The sequence below is a fragment of the cf. Phormidesmis sp. LEGE 11477 genome (assembly GCF_015207105.1).
In the GTDB taxonomy this organism is placed as follows: domain Bacteria; phylum Cyanobacteriota; class Cyanobacteriia; order Phormidesmidales; family Phormidesmidaceae; genus Phormidesmis.
Genome location: NZ_JADEXO010000138.1, coordinates 1 through 14,747 on the forward strand (window position 1 = coordinate 1; position 14,747 = coordinate 14,747).

20 protein-coding genes and 1 CRISPR repeat array are annotated in these 14,747 nt (G+C 50.8%); of the genes, 19 read left to right on the forward strand and 1 reads right to left on the reverse strand.

What is annotated here, in order from left to right; all coding sequences use genetic code 11:
• The first annotated feature begins 97 nt into the window (after positions 1 to 97).
• A CRISPR array of direct repeats spans positions 98 to 344; the repeat unit is 35 nt; unit sequence GTTTCCGTCCCCTTGCGGGGTAATGGAATTTGAAC.
• An 896-nt stretch (positions 345 to 1,240) separates the two neighbouring features.
• Positions 1,241 to 1,438, reverse strand: coding sequence for a hypothetical protein (locus tag IQ256_RS25180; RefSeq protein ID WP_193858452.1), 198 nt, complete (start codon positions 1,436 to 1,438; stop codon positions 1,241 to 1,243).
• Positions 1,439 to 1,567: 129 nt separating this feature from the next.
• On the opposite strand from IQ256_RS25180, the gene IQ256_RS25185 reads away from it, so the two are divergent.
• From IQ256_RS25185 to IQ256_RS25275, 19 genes are all read left to right on the forward strand, one after another.
• Positions 1,568 to 1,933, forward strand: a complete 366-nt coding sequence (locus tag IQ256_RS25185) for a hypothetical protein (protein WP_193858453.1) — start codon at positions 1,568 to 1,570, stop codon at positions 1,931 to 1,933.
• A gap of 89 nt (positions 1,934 to 2,022) precedes the next feature.
• Positions 2,023 to 2,403, forward strand: a complete 381-nt coding sequence (locus tag IQ256_RS25190) for a hypothetical protein (protein ID WP_193858454.1) — start codon at positions 2,023 to 2,025, stop codon at positions 2,401 to 2,403.
• Positions 2,400 to 2,777: a hypothetical protein gene (locus tag IQ256_RS25195; protein WP_193858455.1), complete on the forward strand. Its 378-nt coding sequence runs from the start codon at positions 2,400 to 2,402 to the stop codon at positions 2,775 to 2,777. The genes IQ256_RS25190 and IQ256_RS25195 overlap by 4 nt, the downstream gene beginning before the upstream one ends.
• Before the next feature lie 10 nt (positions 2,778 to 2,787).
• The gene (locus tag IQ256_RS25200; protein WP_193858456.1) at positions 2,788 to 2,988 is read left to right on the forward strand and encodes a hypothetical protein; all 201 of its coding nucleotides are present in this window, start codon (positions 2,788 to 2,790) and stop codon (positions 2,986 to 2,988) included.
• A 271-nt stretch (positions 2,989 to 3,259) separates the two neighbouring features.
• Positions 3,260 to 3,661, forward strand: a complete 402-nt coding sequence (locus IQ256_RS25205) for a hypothetical protein (protein WP_193858457.1) — start codon at positions 3,260 to 3,262, stop codon at positions 3,659 to 3,661.
• A gap of 175 nt (positions 3,662 to 3,836) precedes the next feature.
• Complete coding sequence (locus IQ256_RS25210; protein ID WP_193858458.1) at positions 3,837 to 4,166, forward strand: hypothetical protein; 330 nt, start codon at positions 3,837 to 3,839, stop codon at positions 4,164 to 4,166.
• A complete protein-coding gene (locus IQ256_RS25215; protein WP_193858459.1) occupies positions 4,159 to 4,629 on the forward strand; it encodes a hypothetical protein in 471 nt (156 codons plus the stop codon). The genes IQ256_RS25210 and IQ256_RS25215 overlap by 8 nt, the downstream gene beginning before the upstream one ends.
• Positions 4,616 to 5,266: a hypothetical protein gene (locus IQ256_RS25220; RefSeq protein ID WP_193858460.1), complete on the forward strand. Its 651-nt coding sequence runs from the start codon at positions 4,616 to 4,618 to the stop codon at positions 5,264 to 5,266. The genes IQ256_RS25215 and IQ256_RS25220 overlap by 14 nt, the downstream gene beginning before the upstream one ends.
• Positions 5,254 to 5,829 (forward strand): hypothetical protein, encoded by a 576-nt coding sequence (locus tag IQ256_RS25225; RefSeq protein WP_193858461.1) that lies wholly within the window; start codon positions 5,254 to 5,256, stop codon positions 5,827 to 5,829. The genes IQ256_RS25220 and IQ256_RS25225 overlap by 13 nt, the downstream gene beginning before the upstream one ends.
• 3 nt (positions 5,830 to 5,832) lie before the next feature.
• Positions 5,833 to 6,390: a hypothetical protein gene (locus IQ256_RS25230; RefSeq protein ID WP_193858462.1), complete on the forward strand. Its 558-nt coding sequence runs from the start codon at positions 5,833 to 5,835 to the stop codon at positions 6,388 to 6,390.
• A gap of 3 nt (positions 6,391 to 6,393) precedes the next feature.
• Positions 6,394 to 7,626 carry a hypothetical protein gene (locus IQ256_RS25235; protein ID WP_193858463.1) on the forward strand — a complete coding sequence of 411 codons (1,233 nt, stop codon included), beginning with the start codon at positions 6,394 to 6,396 and terminating at the stop codon, positions 7,624 to 7,626.
• A complete protein-coding gene (locus IQ256_RS25240; protein WP_193858464.1) occupies positions 7,626 to 8,321 on the forward strand; it encodes a hypothetical protein in 696 nt (231 codons plus the stop codon). Before IQ256_RS25235 ends, IQ256_RS25240 begins: the two co-directional genes overlap by 1 nt.
• The gene (locus IQ256_RS25245; protein WP_193858465.1) at positions 8,318 to 8,830 is read left to right on the forward strand and encodes a hypothetical protein; all 513 of its coding nucleotides are present in this window, start codon (positions 8,318 to 8,320) and stop codon (positions 8,828 to 8,830) included. The genes IQ256_RS25240 and IQ256_RS25245 overlap by 4 nt, the downstream gene beginning before the upstream one ends.
• 16 nt (positions 8,831 to 8,846) lie before the next feature.
• Positions 8,847 to 9,479 (forward strand): hypothetical protein, encoded by a 633-nt coding sequence (locus IQ256_RS25250; RefSeq protein ID WP_193858466.1) that lies wholly within the window; start codon positions 8,847 to 8,849, stop codon positions 9,477 to 9,479.
• A 219-nt stretch (positions 9,480 to 9,698) separates the two neighbouring features.
• The gene (locus tag IQ256_RS25255) at positions 9,699 to 10,886 is read left to right on the forward strand and encodes an RRXRR domain-containing protein (protein ID WP_193858467.1); all 1,188 of its coding nucleotides are present in this window, start codon (positions 9,699 to 9,701) and stop codon (positions 10,884 to 10,886) included.
• 254 nt (positions 10,887 to 11,140) lie between these two features.
• Entirely contained in the window at positions 11,141 to 12,019 is an 879-nt protein-coding gene (locus IQ256_RS25260) for a hypothetical protein (RefSeq protein ID WP_193858468.1), read from the forward strand.
• Positions 12,020 to 12,549: 530 nt separating this feature from the next.
• On the forward strand, positions 12,550 to 12,837 hold the full coding sequence (locus IQ256_RS25265) for a hypothetical protein (RefSeq protein ID WP_193858469.1): 288 nt from the start codon (positions 12,550 to 12,552) through the stop codon (positions 12,835 to 12,837).
• Positions 12,834 to 13,934: a helix-turn-helix domain-containing protein gene (locus IQ256_RS25270; protein WP_193858470.1), complete on the forward strand. Its 1,101-nt coding sequence runs from the start codon at positions 12,834 to 12,836 to the stop codon at positions 13,932 to 13,934. Before IQ256_RS25265 ends, IQ256_RS25270 begins: the two co-directional genes overlap by 4 nt.
• A 321-nt stretch (positions 13,935 to 14,255) precedes the next feature.
• A complete protein-coding gene (locus tag IQ256_RS25275; protein ID WP_193858471.1) occupies positions 14,256 to 14,435 on the forward strand; it encodes a DUF4278 domain-containing protein in 180 nt (59 codons plus the stop codon).
• The last annotated feature ends 312 nt before the right edge of the window (positions 14,436 to 14,747 follow it).

Below are 14,747 nucleotides of genomic sequence, written 5' to 3' on the forward strand. Positions count from 1 at the left end.
CCTGCTTATTTTTGACAACAACAGACCAAAAGAGAGAAGAAAGCAAGCTTGAACAGCTCACTTTCTTCTGAAAAATTACTCAACCACCCTTGACAGCAAACATAATCGCTTGCGGGGTAATGGAATTTGAACGATTGTATCTGCAAGCGACTACCCAGTTCATGAAAAGTTTCCGTCCCCTTGCGGGGTAATGGAATTTGAACTCAATGTAATCGAGCAGGAGGCAAAGCGCCAGCTAGTTTCCGTCCCCTTGCGGGGTAATGGAATTTGAACGAGATTTTGTCCCTTTTAACCACACCATCTGACGGTGTTTCCGTCCCCTTGCGGGGTAATGGAATTTGAACACCCTGCTTTTGTAAGCCTACCGTAGCAAAGGCTTCAGAAGCCAAATCTGAGGGGGTCAAAATCAAGAGCTGCAATTGATACTGGCTCTCAATTGACGTGCTAGAAAAAGGCCCGAAACTACCATATAGCAAGGCATCTGAGGGGGTCAACGGAAGAATGCGGTTTTCAAGGTTCAAAAGACCCCCTCAGAATTTGAAGGCGTTAAGCATAACCATAGCGGCCTCAGCAACCGCTATCAATAGCCTACGCTATATCTTCAAAGTTTGTCACAAAGTATCGCAATACCTCCCGCACAACGCCGCTCTTACCGCGAAAATTAAGCAGCACGACCTCCCCTGACAGCGCCCCTGATGCCTTCAGCCCAAACACCGCGTGCGTCAACGAATGATTCCTGTAACCTGTAACGATCACAATCAGATCACAGTGCTCCAGCTTCTGCCGTACTAATCGCCTTTAACGTCGTCCTCCTTATAAGTTGTGAGCAGTTTAGCTATTCGTGTTACTTTTTGATTGTGCGAAAAGTAACACGAATAGTCTTGTTGGTTGGAACAGTGAAGCCAACCGCATCTGGAAGATGTCAAAACAGAAGATCTTTGCTTACCGCGTTCAGATTATAAAGGGCTCTTTCCTTCTGTGCATCTGCGATCATTCGCGCACTCTCAGCAATCAGTATCGCAAAGGTAGGTGGCAGTTTTGAGTGGAGGCCGTATGGCCACGCGCTCTACGAAAACTGTCGTCTAGATGGTTTCTGTAAGCACACGCAGCGTTTCAACGTCTCTTACTTCTATAGTTTCCAGGGCCTAGTAATAAACTGGTAACAACAGCGCACCTAGTTTAGCTAGTGACCTATCGGTAATAGTTTGTGGAACTATTTTCTTCGGTTCTTTAATGTTTATCAATTCTCTTCTTCAACACCAAAATCTTTTATGCCTTCAGCTTTTTTCTCATCTTCGTACGCCTGAAGCTTTTCTAAGACTAAGACTTTTAATTTTGCGCCGAAACTCAACTCTCGCCAACTGAGATCTGTCCGGCAGGACTCAATTCTTTTCTTATCATCTTCAGATAGATCGAGGGAATATCTCGGCATTTTCATAGCTGTCTAGTCCAACTCCAATACTTACATATATAGGCAAGATACAGCCTTTCTACTCAATTATATTTTTTATGACTCAAATTGAGTTAATTTGAGCTAGTATCATTTTGTAGCTACAAAGTCTCTTCTATGACTCTCAATACGAAGATGCAGAGAATGCATTCAAGCTATACCAGTCCAGACCTAGATGCGATCGCCCGAAACCTCACTGCCCTAGACCTAGCCCACCTCACCCCAGAGGAAGCAGCTGACTATGAGCAAGAACTCAGCGCGATCGCGTCCCTCAATGAAGCGTTAGAAATCGCCACTAGCGTCCTACGTACCGCCGACCCGCCCGAATGCTGGCATCGCCTCCATCCCCTGCTATCAGATGCAGCCGCCCTACTGGCCAGTCAGCTGGCTCCTCTGCTCGATACCAACGCCGAACGCAGCTTTCCTATCACAGAGCGTCCTGTAGAAAGGCCGCTCGCCCTCACCGCTCACTCACAGCGCTAGTCTCTTTTCATTTCCCGCTATAGATCCACGGATGCAGCGCGGCACTGCTGCCCATCTCCTGCCCAGATACCTTTGCTCACCCTTACACCATGACCCAACCCACTGTTGCCAAAAGCCTGAACGCCACTGCTACTTGCATCGACGACGGCTACGCCAAAGTCACAGAGGTTGCCACTGCTCTCAATCGGCACGAGCGCACCATTCGCGGCTACATTCGCCTGCTGCGTGAAGAATTCGGTCACCCCGACTTTCTAGAAAAGCTCAACGGGCGATTGCTAAATAGTCGCCAACAGGCTGTCCTCACAGAGCTAGCCCATTACAAAGCCAAAAGAACTTCACCCAATCAAATTCGCGAGTTCCTGATGGCTGACTGTAGCGCTCGCTTGAGCCTAAACGAAGCCTGTGACTGGCTCGCCTCCCGCATTTCGCAAACCTTGCTCACACAGTTCAAGGAGCATTTTTCATCGTGAAACTTCACCAGCTCGCCGAACAGACGGGCGCAAAAACCATTCAGCTAATAGCTATTACCAAAGCGTTGGAATTTGCCGATCTGCCTAGTCCACACGGCGGTACTCCTATGACTCCAGAGCGAGCCCAGCAGATTGTCGCTGTTTTTCGGTTCATGCGATCGCGGCAGATTGTAGAGCCACAGAGTGCGATCGCCCAGATGCAGATGGCGGATGCCACCGCTACCGAAGAGATTGCCGTGTGCCTGCGAGCATCTGTAGCTGACGAGCTATGCCGCCGCTATCCTGACGGGTCGATGAGCGATCGCATTCTGCGTTTACTAGGAGCGCTGCAATCATTCGAGCAGCTCCATGCGCCTCGTCAGCCATCTCAGTGAGATATGGCCTATGTCTAACCGACTGTTCACCCGTCCTACTAGCCTCAGCCTGTTGTTGAGTGCGATCGCCCTTTGCCTGCTCACGTCCGCATTCCTCAACCGCCAGCCGACTGCCACTACCGAAGAGTTTACTCCGCCTGACTCTGCTCGTGCGATCGCTATCGACCCAGCCACGCAAGCCGTCATCCTCGAAGCCATCGAGAACCAATAGCATTCTCTCAAGTTTCACGACAACTGAATACACCGAAAGACTGTAGGGCTGGGGAACAGATGCGCCGTGTGTCGCCGCTGCCCTGTGCGGATAAAGACCAATCTACCTGCACATAGTTAACAGTCCTCGGAGCTAGCTCTGAGCGCACGCTAACCTCACCGACAACAAAGCCAACTTCAACAGAAAACAGATCTCAGTTTTTACCAACGATTTACGAAGGTCTGAAATGACCCCCAAAACTATCCAGTCTCATCAAAGGAAGCTCTTATCCATGACTAAACAAACAATTGCCCAGCTAATCGAGCAAGAAGTTCGCCAGCCGAGCCCAGGCGTTGATAACGCTGATAACAATCACTCTATTGCCCAGACCCAAAACACCCCGCTAGCCGAACTACAACTGACTAGCCAGGGACTCTTTGATGAATCCAAAGCACTCTGGCAAGAGTTTGTTGCTTTCGATCAAGAGCATCAGCTCACCCAACGTGTCGGCGCACAGCTCTGGCGGCTGACTAAAGCAGTGGGCAAGCCTGCGCTCATCCTGTCGCTTAAAGGCATTCAGACAGCGGTGGTCACTGTCTCGAATGCTGAAAACCGCGAATCTCTAACTGAGCACTTTACTTGCTTTGCCTCCAATAAGAAGAGCGATGCGGCACTAGGAGAAACGGTTGATTAGCGGTAGATGCCCCTAACTCCAAACTAGATGTTCAGCCTCTGTTCATATCTTGTTTACCGCTGAACATGGGCTGAACGTTCACCGCTGATTCAGTCCATGTTCAGCCCTGAATCAGCGGTGATTCACCGCTGAACATTCAGCAGACAGTCAGCCATCATTCACTGTTCATTCAGCCATGATTCAGCCATCATTCACCGAGCATTCAGAGGACATTCACCCAACCACGAGATTCCGTGCATTTGAGAGCCCTGTGGAGGCTGAACTAGGACTGAAAGTCGATTCAGCACGTCAGTGGGTAGCTGATCGATTGAACAGAAAAGTCTCGACAACCACTTTCTATAACTGGAGGTCCGCACTCGATTTCATCCAAGACCGCTATTCAATAGAAGACTTAGAAGCTATCTGCCTGTTCGCCAGCTTCGTGCAAGCAGGAGAAACGCTCAAGTCAGCTAGACAACTCACCGACGCCCACTACCAAGAATTAGAGAGGAACAACCATGCCTAGCCCCGCCGAAAGAGCCTCAGCCCAGTATCAAAATCGAACTGCCAGCAATAAAGCCGGTACCCCTGGCACTATTCCATCTACGCCAGACGATCATCTCTCTCAATCGACATTCATTCAGTCGATCTTTGCAGAAGTTGCAACAGAAGAGTTTCAAAGAGCGCAGTTAAAAGCGCAATTTAGAGCGCTGATCAAAGCCGCCGTGCAGTCATACCGGCAAACCGGCTGTCTGCCAGAGCAAGTAGAGATGCACGCCGTCGTGACAGCGATCGCGCAGCAAGAAGCAAAAGACGAAGCCTTCCAACAGCGCTTCTCCAGCTTTCTCGTTTCGCCCGGTGGCAGAGATGAGCAACCCGTTGAAGCCTTTGACGTACTGGCCTGGGCAAACACCCCAGCCGCGCCTCAGCTCAACAGACCCGCGCCCAGAAAAACAATCGCAGGAGGCCCGGCCCGTGAAAATTGCTAACTGGTTTCCCCGCCTCAAAGTCCGCTCTTCTACTACAGAATTACGGCCCCAGACGCTAAGGACCCCGCCAAATCCGAACCTCAGCTACTTTATCTATGCCGTTCCCGTGGCAGCAGTCGCCGCGACCACCACCCTATTTCTAACCGTAAAGCTAGCAGGCAGAATCGACTGGGCCTGGGTGACCTTTGTGTCTTCATCAAGCGCATTCGCGTATGTAGGAATTCGGTGCCTAGAAGATACCCCTGGAGCCAATGAGTCAGCTGCGCGGATCAGCAGATCGCTGCAGCAGGCGAATGTGCTTCAGTCTGAGCTGACTGCCCAGCTGCGCGTTAGCCGAGAAAGTCAGGGCGAGCTCGCCAGAAAGCTAGCCGATGTGAACGCAGCGCTAAGGGCTGCGGCAGTAGAAGCAAAAGAAACGCGAATAGAAGCCAGAGCCACCCAAGCCAAGGTGGCCGCGCTACAAACCTATCTAACGGCGCTAAGCGAGCAACCGAACGCTGCTCGCACCGAGCCAGCCGTACGGCATAGCCCTCCTTTGCCTTCACAGCCGACACTCCTAGATGATGATCTGCTGGCCTGTGATCCCCTGGTGTCAGAGGAAGATACGTCATACCTGGAGGACGCATGGTCAAAATAGCCTTTCATATCGAGTATGAAACAGCGCCCGGCGAAGTGATTGCGCCCGGTTCGTTTACCGAGCTGCGTAACGCCCTGTTAGCGCCGCCGGCACAGGCCCCCCAGTGGCTCCCCGCTGCTCCGGCGGCTCCGGCTGCGACGCCAGCTGGAAGATCGATCGCCGCGCTGCCGCCTGCTACTTTCCCAGGACAAGCGAAAAGAACAACGCCTGTTCAGCCCAGCTCAAGTATGGTCCCTGGCACTAGCCAGACAATGCAGAACCAGAGCGCAGTAAAAGATAGAAAGCCTATGCGCTCAGCAATCCTCTTCGGTGGCTGTGTCGGTTGCCTGTTTCTGTTCTTGCTGTATAAGCACGGCCATAGAGTGATTCCTTTGATGGCAGAGACAACCCAACCAGTAGAGTCCACAGAACCCACCACGACAGCACCCACAACGGCGGCTGACTCAGAAGCCGTAGAAGCCCCCAATGGAGAGACGGTCGTTCTAGAAACGCCCAATCCAGCAGCTGGAACCCATCCTCCCTTCCCGAACACTACCCCTGACGCCGCTCTAAAAGGAGAGTAAGTAATGCAAGCAACCCCCTCGCTACCGCTTGAGCCGCCCGTTGACAGCTTTGAACAAGCCGCAGAAGCCTATGCCCAGACCTTTGAGGCCGAAGCCGTTAGCTATGAAGACGAGACTCTCAGCCAGCCAGTTACGGAGATTATTGATAAAGCGAAGAAAAAGAAAAGAAAGCCTTTTCCGACTGTTCGGTGGATCTCGCTGGGTCGTGGCAGTTTGCTGAAGCTTTCGCTGCCTGGAGAGTTCTTCATATACAGCATGATATGGGCGGTGATTAGCCTATTAAAGTACGAGATTCCAGAAGAGAACTATCAGCTTATAGAAACGGCAACACGGCCTGTTGTTGTTTGGCTAATTCTCATGCTTCTATTCATCATCAGCGCCGCCAGGCAAGCCTCGGCCCTAGATAAGTTAAAAGCCTTGGTGCTGGATTTTCCCAGAATGGGAGATGCCTCTAGCGAGCTGCAAGATATCTGGGAGCAGCAGTGCTCGCTCACGGAGCAGGCAAACACCGTCCTAGCGGCCACCCTATCTTACTTTCTTGTCTACATCATTCTGGCTTAGAAAATGTCTGCTAGCCTAGCCACTCAAAACGACCTATATCAAAAATTCGACAGCTTCTTTCGGGCGGTGAACAATGGCCCGAAAACGAAGCATCCTGGCTACTGCGCGTACTTCTCGAAGCTGCTGAGTGACGCTCGCTATTCGCCAGCGGCAGTGATTGCAGCCTGGCGAACGCGCTTCGATGAGCCGCTCAGCCCGCCGGTGTGCGATCAGTGGCTCCAATGGCTCGACCAGTCGGGCGTGTTTAGGTACTCGGCTGAGCCCTATAGCTTAGCCAGAGCTGCTGCGACCGCCCTACAGCCAGCCGATACGGTCCTACAGCCAGATCGCGTACCTCAATTGACTGGGGTGGAAAGCAGTCGAATCCAGCAGACATCAGATGATGTGGTGCCAGGCGTTGCCCAGTCACCTTTATCTTTCTATCTACTGGCTCAATCAGGCTGTGGCAAATCTACACTGCAAAGAGCGATTGCCAGGATGACGCTCGCCTTTCACCCGAGAGCGCAGTTTTTCTTCATCGATTTGCAGGCAAAAAGATGGCTAGGGTTCGAGTGTGACCCTGCTATTGTCACGTATGCGACACCGGGCATTGATGAAGACATGCTGTTGGTCACCGAAGCTATTAAAAGAGTATGGGGAATCTACCAAGCGCGCACATCAGAAGCGCAGCGGTCGGCGAGAAGCGCCAGCGGTCGGCTGCCAGAGTTTCACCCTGTTCGTTTGTTCTTCAACGAATGGAATCTATTCTTTGGCTGGGCTGCTGAGTTTAAGGGCGCGAAACTGAAAAGCTACTACCAGCTAGCGAAGCACTCTCAAATAGAAGAGCCGCTATCACCTGCCGAAGCGATCTCTAGAGTCCGCCATATGTTTGGTAGCGGGCGAGAGCAAAAGGTCAGCCTGGGCATCTGCGGCCAAGAACTCATCAAGGAAACGACCGGCTTCGGGCCGCAGACGGTCAACAATATCAACTTAGTGGCCACTGGGTTGATATCGCCCGCCGGAGATGGTGGCTACTCGGCACCGCTAGGACTCGCTAAAGATGCAAAACGTATTCCAGACGAGCGCGTGCGTGACTGGCTCAAAAAAGAGCTAGATAGCTTTGTTGAAAACAACTGGCCAGTGATTCTCTCCACGCAGGGACACGGCAGGATAGGCAAATTTGAAGACTACAGTCGGCTTGATGGCAGCAGCGTCATTAAGCGCTACCAGCACACGGTAACAAGGAGACTTACCTAATGAAACGTAGACTATTTATCACAGGAGGGTTAGCGACCGTTGGCGCAATCTCCTATCCAACCCTGTTCCCTTCGCCGCTTTCAGCCCGTGCCGGAACAGCGTTCGCAAATCCCATACTGCCGCAGAAACTGAGCGCGGATGATATCAAGTGGATAGTTGCCAAAGCCATCATGCGGACGGTGGCCTGGGCAGAAGGCGCTTGGTGGCCGGGGCGAGAGCAAGACGACACTTACAAGACGTTGTTTGGCGGTGGCTTATTTGACTCCTACGCCGATCATCCAGATACCGTCATTTGTGTACCGGGGCAGTGTGGTAGAGATGATGACATCTGCTGTAGTTCAGCGGCTGGCGCGTATCAGTTTATGCCCTACACCTGGTATCCGCTGCGGCAGCGATACTCGCAGTGGTACGAAGGAGACAAGTTTAGTCCGGCTAACCAAGACTTAGGGTTTCTGCGCCTGTACGCAGAGATCGGCTCTCTGTGGAGATTGGAGAAAGGGATTACGGTTTTACACCAGAAAGTTGATGTAAAACCAGATGCCTTTAGAGCCTCGGTCGCACATTCGGCCAACTGCTGGTGTGGTCTGCCGGGTACTCGGCGCGGTGAGTGCGCCGGCCAGCCGCAGCGCTCGTGGGAGGAGACAGAAGATTGGTTTTATACCCAGCTAAAAGCGCAGCAGCAGGTGCCCGCATGAGAGTCTTGTGCCTAATGGGTCTAATGGCGTTAGGAATGGTCATCGCCTTTGCACTATCCGCTTTTCTTGGCTGGGGCTATGCCTTTGTCTTCGGCGTTTGTTTTGGTCTGTTTGCAGGGGTTGCCTTTGGCCTCGTTATTGCCACCGCTGGATTTAACGCGATTGCAAAAAGGGAAAGTAGTTACATAGAAGCGCTGCTAGTCCAGCTAGTAAAGCCGCGTATTGTTTACGGCGGCGTTGACCCTATTGTCGTAGAAGCGCTGGGAAAGATAACGGAGCATATTGTTCTAATGGGCTGTTGTGGCCTGTGTGGCTCAGACCACGAGGGATTAGAACACGATCCCTTCAATCCTCGGTTTCATCGAACCAACCCTAGATGCGCCGTGCCTTTAGCAAGAAGGCTATATGTCCAGTATCAAAAAAGCGAGAGAGCGAACGAGGCTTCTAACAGTGTTCCGATTAGAAGACTATCTGCGATTAAAAATAAACTACTAGCAGGCGGACGCTAAGCCTGAAGGAGATACGATGGTTGCCATTCCTGAACACAGACCGCCTAAGAAGAGACCAGTTTGGACAAACAGAATAGTGGATGGTGCGATGTCTGTCCTGAGCGTGGCCGCAATCTCGTTCGGGTGGCTTGCTCCGCGCCTAGCCACACAGCCTGCACAACCTCGCGCTGAAACACTGACTGGTCCTTCAAACACAGAGATCGCCTTCCAGGTTGAGGAAATTAGCCTCGGCCCACTGCTAGACACTCTAGGTAGCACGGCGTTTCAAGAGCAGCAGACGCAGTGGGCAAAAGAGAAGGCGTTTGAAACGCTAGCGGAAGCTGAAGAACAGGCTGCGTTTCTCATAGCTGAAGCATCTGATTCAGCAGCAGCGGCTGCTACCAATGCGCTTAATCAAAACTACGCTATTGCGACTGTCCAGCTTCATCGCCCCCAAGGATACGAATACAGAACGCAGCGAGAAACGGTTGTTGATTCTACCCAGACGAAGACCGGCTGCGATGTGGTGCTCACTCAAAAAGATAATCCGAGCAAGCAAGCGCTGATGACAAATCTAGCGCCGGGTTCATGCTTGCCGGACGGTACTTACCCGGCAGGGACCGTGTTCGGCAAGCAAGGTGAGTTCGCCGTAGGAAAGAGGATTTACTAGCTCAAACGTGTCAGTGACCCCCGACTAAAGTGCGGGGGCTTGAGTCGGCAGGACTCACTAAGCACTGACTAGAGCAGAGCCTATCACTGTTACAGACTGCCGGGTATTTCCCTAGCCCGGTTTATCTCTAAGCCTTCTGCTAAAAGGCGTGGCGTAAAGGCCAGAAATGCTGTGATAGGTGCTCGTAGGGACACACAACTCGAAAGAGAATTATCTTCCATGCAATTACGAGTTCCAGTACAGAATCCAGACGGCACCCCCGCGATGCCCACAAAGCCAAGTCGCGCTAGGCGAATGGTGCGTGATGGCAAAGCAACAGCCCACTGGAATGATGCAGGCGTCTACTACATCAAGCTGGCGGCAGAGCCGTCAGCTCGAAAGGTGCAGCCTATTCACTTGGGCTGCGACCCTGGCAAGTCCTATTCAGGAATTGCGGTGCAGTCGGCCAAAGTAACACTCTACACAGCCCATCTAGTCCTGCCGTTTCAGCGGGTAAAGGAGCGCTTAGGGGCTGCTGTCATCAAGAACGGCAAGGTCATCAAAAATGTACGCGGTAGAGCGTTGCAGCGACGAGCACGGCGGGGACGGCGGATACATCGAAAGAGTCCGTTTGCACTCAGGGCGCATCGACAAAAGCGGTTTAGCAACCGTCGTCAGTCGAAAGTACCACCGTCCATCTGGGCGGCTAGGCAGATGGAGATTCGCGTCATTCGTGAACTAGCAAAAGTCTTTCCGCTTCAGTCGATTGTCTACGAAGTTGTCAAAGCTGACGTAGACCTCACGAGTGGACGGAAGGGGGCTAGGTCTGGGAAAGGCTTCTCTCCGGTGATGGCAGCACAGTACAAGGCGATGGATGTACTTTTGTCCATCTGCTCTGTCGTAAAACGCTACGGCTGGCAGCAAGATGGTAACGGCACTAGCCAAATTCGCAAACATCTTGGCTTAGTGAAATGCAAAAACAAGAAAGCGCAAACGCCCGCAGCTCACGCAGTAGACGGCATTGCCCTGGCAGCTAGTCAGTTCGCTCAGTATCGGCTACAAGCGGGTGTTGGTGAAGATTCGCGCTATTGGCAGGGGGCTGTAGATACCACGCCCGCACCGTTCCATATCATCACGCGACCGGCTTACTTCCGTCGGGCATTGCATTTCGACAATGCAGCTAAACGTGGAATTCGTAAGCGCAAGGGTGGCACTATCACGCCCTTCGGCTACCGGGCTGGCGATCAGGTGCAGGTTTCAACAAAAGGCCAGCTCATCAAAGGATGGGTTGGCGGCTATACCCAGACTGCTAAAAGCAAGAAAGTTTCGGTGTACGACCATAACTGGAAACGCATCGGGCAGTTTGGTCTCAAACAAATTCAACTACTCAGAAGAAGCAATAAGTTATGCGTGACTACAGGCGGCTAAAGCCGCGCTCTTGTTTTCCTCCCCGAGCTGAAGCTACGGGGATTCCAACTGCTCGCACTTTCCTTGAAGAAAATAAACAGCAGTACTGAAAACACCATCCTCAGTCTTGCCGCGTGGTTTCTATCAAGTTCAATGAAACCACAGTAACCGCGTCTCTTCAGAGATTCTGAAGGTTGTTTCGCACAACAACTTTGCTTCTCTAAGAAACCTGCTCGTCTTCAAACAGAATACCTCTCTAAGGACTGAGAATTGACATGACACCTTCTAAGATTCGCATCGAGCTAGAGCAGCTATCTTCTAGCTGTTCTAACACCGACATCATTCGACTGTCTCGCGCTTGGAGTGCCGTTCGAGGCGATACCCCATATCGCGCTACGGTTGATCAGATGCTGTCTGAATTAGCTGATATCAACACTCCCTTTCCGATTGATGAAGGCATTGGTTTTGAGATTTACAGCATTGAGAACCTATGGCATTGGGAGAGCTGCGGTCCTGTATATGCAGATGACTACTGCTCAGAAGATGGGTTCTCTTGCGTAATTGACTGCGTAGTCGATGCGATCGCCTGGTTAGACAATGTATTAGAAATGGAAGAAGAGGGTCAGAGGATCGATAATGCGTCCGAATCTAGACCCATAATTATAGAATTACCGGAAAATAGCCCCTATCAATTGGGTATCCATTTTGCTCTCTATCAGAACGTAGGTGAAGCTGGCATCCGCTGGCATGGTCTATGCCAAGAGAGAGGAGAGTCTTCCCAGTGGTGGGGAGAAGGTGACTTTTCGCATCTTAAGTCAGATAAGGATTACTTCAACGCTTACATTGCAGCCGCCGACTGCGTCTTTGCTCTACATATTGATCGTGGTCATCGCTTAGAAAAAGCAGCAGATCTAGTCTCTAATCTCGGTTTGCCAGTGTTTACAGTAATTCAGGAGATTGAGCAGCCAATAACAGAGCATCTAAGGCAGTTACAAGTAACTGAGCTGAATAGACTTTGGGATCAAATTCCACCGCTAGTCCAGAAGGAGATAGAAACAACCATTCAGGTTCTAGAGGAGGATAAGCGCGATCAATCTCGCTATGGGATGGCGCTGGTCACAACGATGCCTGCGAAGGGGGGTGATAGCCAGTGAGAGAGCTACAAAAAGAAACTGTAGAGACTTTGGTCTGTGAACATAAAGTCGTCGTAACTTCTGCCGAACAGCGATATGACTCGCTTGTTGGAGTCGTATGCGTCTTCTTCGGTTCAGATTCCATACAAGCTAGCGTCACTTTGTCGTATGGCAAGCTGCATATTGAGCAAACCACCCAACCTTCAGGAATACCCCCTGGTGATATCTGTACATTCGTCGCTAGCAACATTACATCAATTTCTCCGCTGATAGAGAAAGCTGCGATACAGTTCTAATCTTTACTTTCTATTAACCATTTGATCTGCTTCTACCGCTAAGTCATTCTCTCAGTCTTTACCTGCCTATTGATTTCTTGTATCAAGCAGTTTTTTAATTCCTATGAGACTACCCAAATTTAAGATTGCTTTAGTGGTAGTTCTTTCCTTCGGTGCTGGGATTGTGGTTGCACGAATGATTGGACTAACAACCTGTCCTACGCCTCCCTTTTACTTTTTCCCTCCTTCAATCTTGTTTTGAATCCATCTAACAAAATGCAGTTATCACTAACAGAGGAGAACATCGATCGCGCGATCGCTTGGTATGAGTCTCATAGGGAAGAGATTTCTTTGGCTCTGCCGATTAGCGTTCCTGGCATCAAGTACAAAGACGGATGTTTAAATTCAGTGGATAGATACGCTTGCCTTTGGCGAGAGAAAGACTTAGCACTCTATCTCGCCACTCGTTATCTGTATCGCCCAACGAATCACTTTCACAGAGCAATAGAAAAGATTGACAAAAATAAACCAGTAATTAGATCCAAGGAGAACGCAAATCAATGAGCATCCGCCAAATGTTGAAGGTTTGGGAACATGAATTTTCCCATCCCCACCAGGCTATCCTTTTAGCCCTTGCCGACCATGCCCACGAGGACGGTACAGGCATTCGCCCTTCTATTGGTCGAATAGCCTGGAAGACGGGCTATTCAGCACGTTCTGTGCAGAACATCATGAGTCAGCTCCGGGAACTCGGCATTCTAGTTGTCGCTGTGCCTGCAACTCACAACACGCCCAACGAGTATTATTTCGACTGGTCGGTAGCGACGCTAAAGCCTTCATTCGACGAGTTTATGACTCAAAAAAAAGGCCGAAAAAGGAGGGGTGCAGTTTCTGCACCCCTATCAAAAGCACAAGATAGGGGTGCAGTTCCCGTGCAGGAGGGGTGCAATAGCGATGAAATAGGGGTGCAGTTCCCGTGCAATAGGGGTGCAGTAGCCGTGCAACAGGGGTGCAGCCTAGCTCACCCGATCCGTCATGAACCTTCAAGAGAACCGTCAGAAGAAACAAAAGAACCGGAAGAAAAGAGTTTTCAATTTGGTGTGGTGACCTATCGGCAGTCGCCGGATCAGATCGACTTTGCCGATCTGTGGGCGAGTAATCCGGGAATGGCGAAAATGCAGCTGCGGGCGATCGCACCTGGGCATAAGCGACCGGAAATGGCTGCTCACGGCTTTGGCCGATGGTGGGTGGGGCCAGGGCTAAATGATTTTGATGAATTTCTAATCAAAGCCTGTCAAAACCGCAAGAAGAAACTGGAGCAACCCAGTGGCACAGGCGATGCCAAGACATTTATCAACAACATGCTGAAATCAGGAGACTGGGCCAATTTCTCGTTACGCTGCGATGAGGCCGCAGAGCTACGCGATCGCGCTTCAGCTGCAACTGCCGTGAAAGAATTTGCTGCAATTTCGTCCTTGCCAAGCTCGACCGAGATACCGAATCAAGACCAAATACAGCGTCGGGAAGTTGTGATTGGTTTAGCTAAATACAAAGCAAGCCAAGGTGATCTTTCTGGAGCGAAGGCGATCGCGGATTTGCACAATATTTCGTACGCAGACATTGGATTGGAAGACGTTCCGATACAGTTAATGTCTGCCTAGGCGTTGTTTTTCTGATCCTGAAAATCTTCGGCCTCTAGCTGCAGCTGCCTACGAATATCCATTGACTATTCGTGTTACTTCTTAATAGGCACGTCAAAAAGTAACACGAATAGACGGGCACAATCCGACCTGTAAGTGCGCTTGCAAGGCATAGCATTTACTTTAAACATGTCTGGTTGATAAGTCAGCCATAAGCCAGCCTTTCGTAGCCTTTAACGTAGCCTTCCGAGTTGTGTAATAGGAACAAAGAGAAACAAGCAAACGCATCAAACGAGCGTTCTGCTGTTGCTCAGCCGTAACACAAATCGAGGACTTTACGCCATGCAATTAACCTATCTCGGCCAACGCTATACTGCTTCGTCCGCTTCTATTGACACCATCGAAACGAATACCGAATTACAATTTATGGGCTGCCCGTTCAAGCGCAGAGTGCCTGCAGCGATGCCTGCTCAGGCACCCAAGCACCACATGATTTATCGAGGTCAATCCTACAGGGGATAACTGAAGGGTTCTTGGAACGAAGTGCCATAAGCTTAAAAGCATTGCTTTGCAGGGACTTCAGGCTAAAAATTAGTCCCCATGGCACTTCGCTATCCTCTCAATTAGCTCATCCAAAGGAAGCAGTTTTCCTGAATTCTGATTGTGAAAATTTGCTTTCTTCCCCTCCTCACCTTACTCGAGAAACTGGTAGTGCATTAATGTAAAGGATAGAGAAAAATAAGACGTAGCTGTTGCGACTCTAGAGGAGTAGAGCAGATGAAAGTTGAGATGACTTGTCCCACCTGTGGCTCTCACGACATTTCGAAGAACGGT

Coding starts and splice junctions, on each gene's coding strand:
- IQ256_RS25180 (WP_193858452.1), bottom strand. CDS start 1,438: ATGAAAATGCCGAGATATTCCCTCGATCTATCTGAAGATGATAAGAAA.
- IQ256_RS25185 (WP_193858453.1), top strand. CDS start 1,568: ATGACTCTCAATACGAAGATGCAGAGAATGCATTCAAGCTATACCAGT.
- IQ256_RS25190 (WP_193858454.1), top strand. CDS start 2,023: ATGACCCAACCCACTGTTGCCAAAAGCCTGAACGCCACTGCTACTTGC.
- IQ256_RS25200 (WP_193858456.1), top strand. CDS start 2,788: ATGTCTAACCGACTGTTCACCCGTCCTACTAGCCTCAGCCTGTTGTTG.
- IQ256_RS25205 (WP_193858457.1), top strand. CDS start 3,260: ATGACTAAACAAACAATTGCCCAGCTAATCGAGCAAGAAGTTCGCCAG.
- IQ256_RS25210 (WP_193858458.1), top strand. CDS start 3,837: ATGATTCAGCCATCATTCACCGAGCATTCAGAGGACATTCACCCAACC.
- IQ256_RS25215 (WP_193858459.1), top strand. CDS start 4,159: ATGCCTAGCCCCGCCGAAAGAGCCTCAGCCCAGTATCAAAATCGAACT.
- IQ256_RS25225 (WP_193858461.1), top strand. CDS start 5,254: ATGGTCAAAATAGCCTTTCATATCGAGTATGAAACAGCGCCCGGCGAA.
- IQ256_RS25230 (WP_193858462.1), top strand. CDS start 5,833: ATGCAAGCAACCCCCTCGCTACCGCTTGAGCCGCCCGTTGACAGCTTT.
- IQ256_RS25235 (WP_193858463.1), top strand. CDS start 6,394: ATGTCTGCTAGCCTAGCCACTCAAAACGACCTATATCAAAAATTCGAC.
- IQ256_RS25240 (WP_193858464.1), top strand. CDS start 7,626: ATGAAACGTAGACTATTTATCACAGGAGGGTTAGCGACCGTTGGCGCA.
- IQ256_RS25245 (WP_193858465.1), top strand. CDS start 8,318: ATGAGAGTCTTGTGCCTAATGGGTCTAATGGCGTTAGGAATGGTCATC.
- IQ256_RS25250 (WP_193858466.1), top strand. CDS start 8,847: ATGGTTGCCATTCCTGAACACAGACCGCCTAAGAAGAGACCAGTTTGG.
- IQ256_RS25255 (WP_193858467.1), top strand. CDS start 9,699: ATGCAATTACGAGTTCCAGTACAGAATCCAGACGGCACCCCCGCGATG.
- IQ256_RS25260 (WP_193858468.1), top strand. CDS start 11,141: ATGACACCTTCTAAGATTCGCATCGAGCTAGAGCAGCTATCTTCTAGC.
- IQ256_RS25265 (WP_193858469.1), top strand. CDS start 12,550: ATGCAGTTATCACTAACAGAGGAGAACATCGATCGCGCGATCGCTTGG.
- IQ256_RS25270 (WP_193858470.1), top strand. CDS start 12,834: ATGAGCATCCGCCAAATGTTGAAGGTTTGGGAACATGAATTTTCCCAT.
- IQ256_RS25275 (WP_193858471.1), top strand. CDS start 14,256: ATGCAATTAACCTATCTCGGCCAACGCTATACTGCTTCGTCCGCTTCT.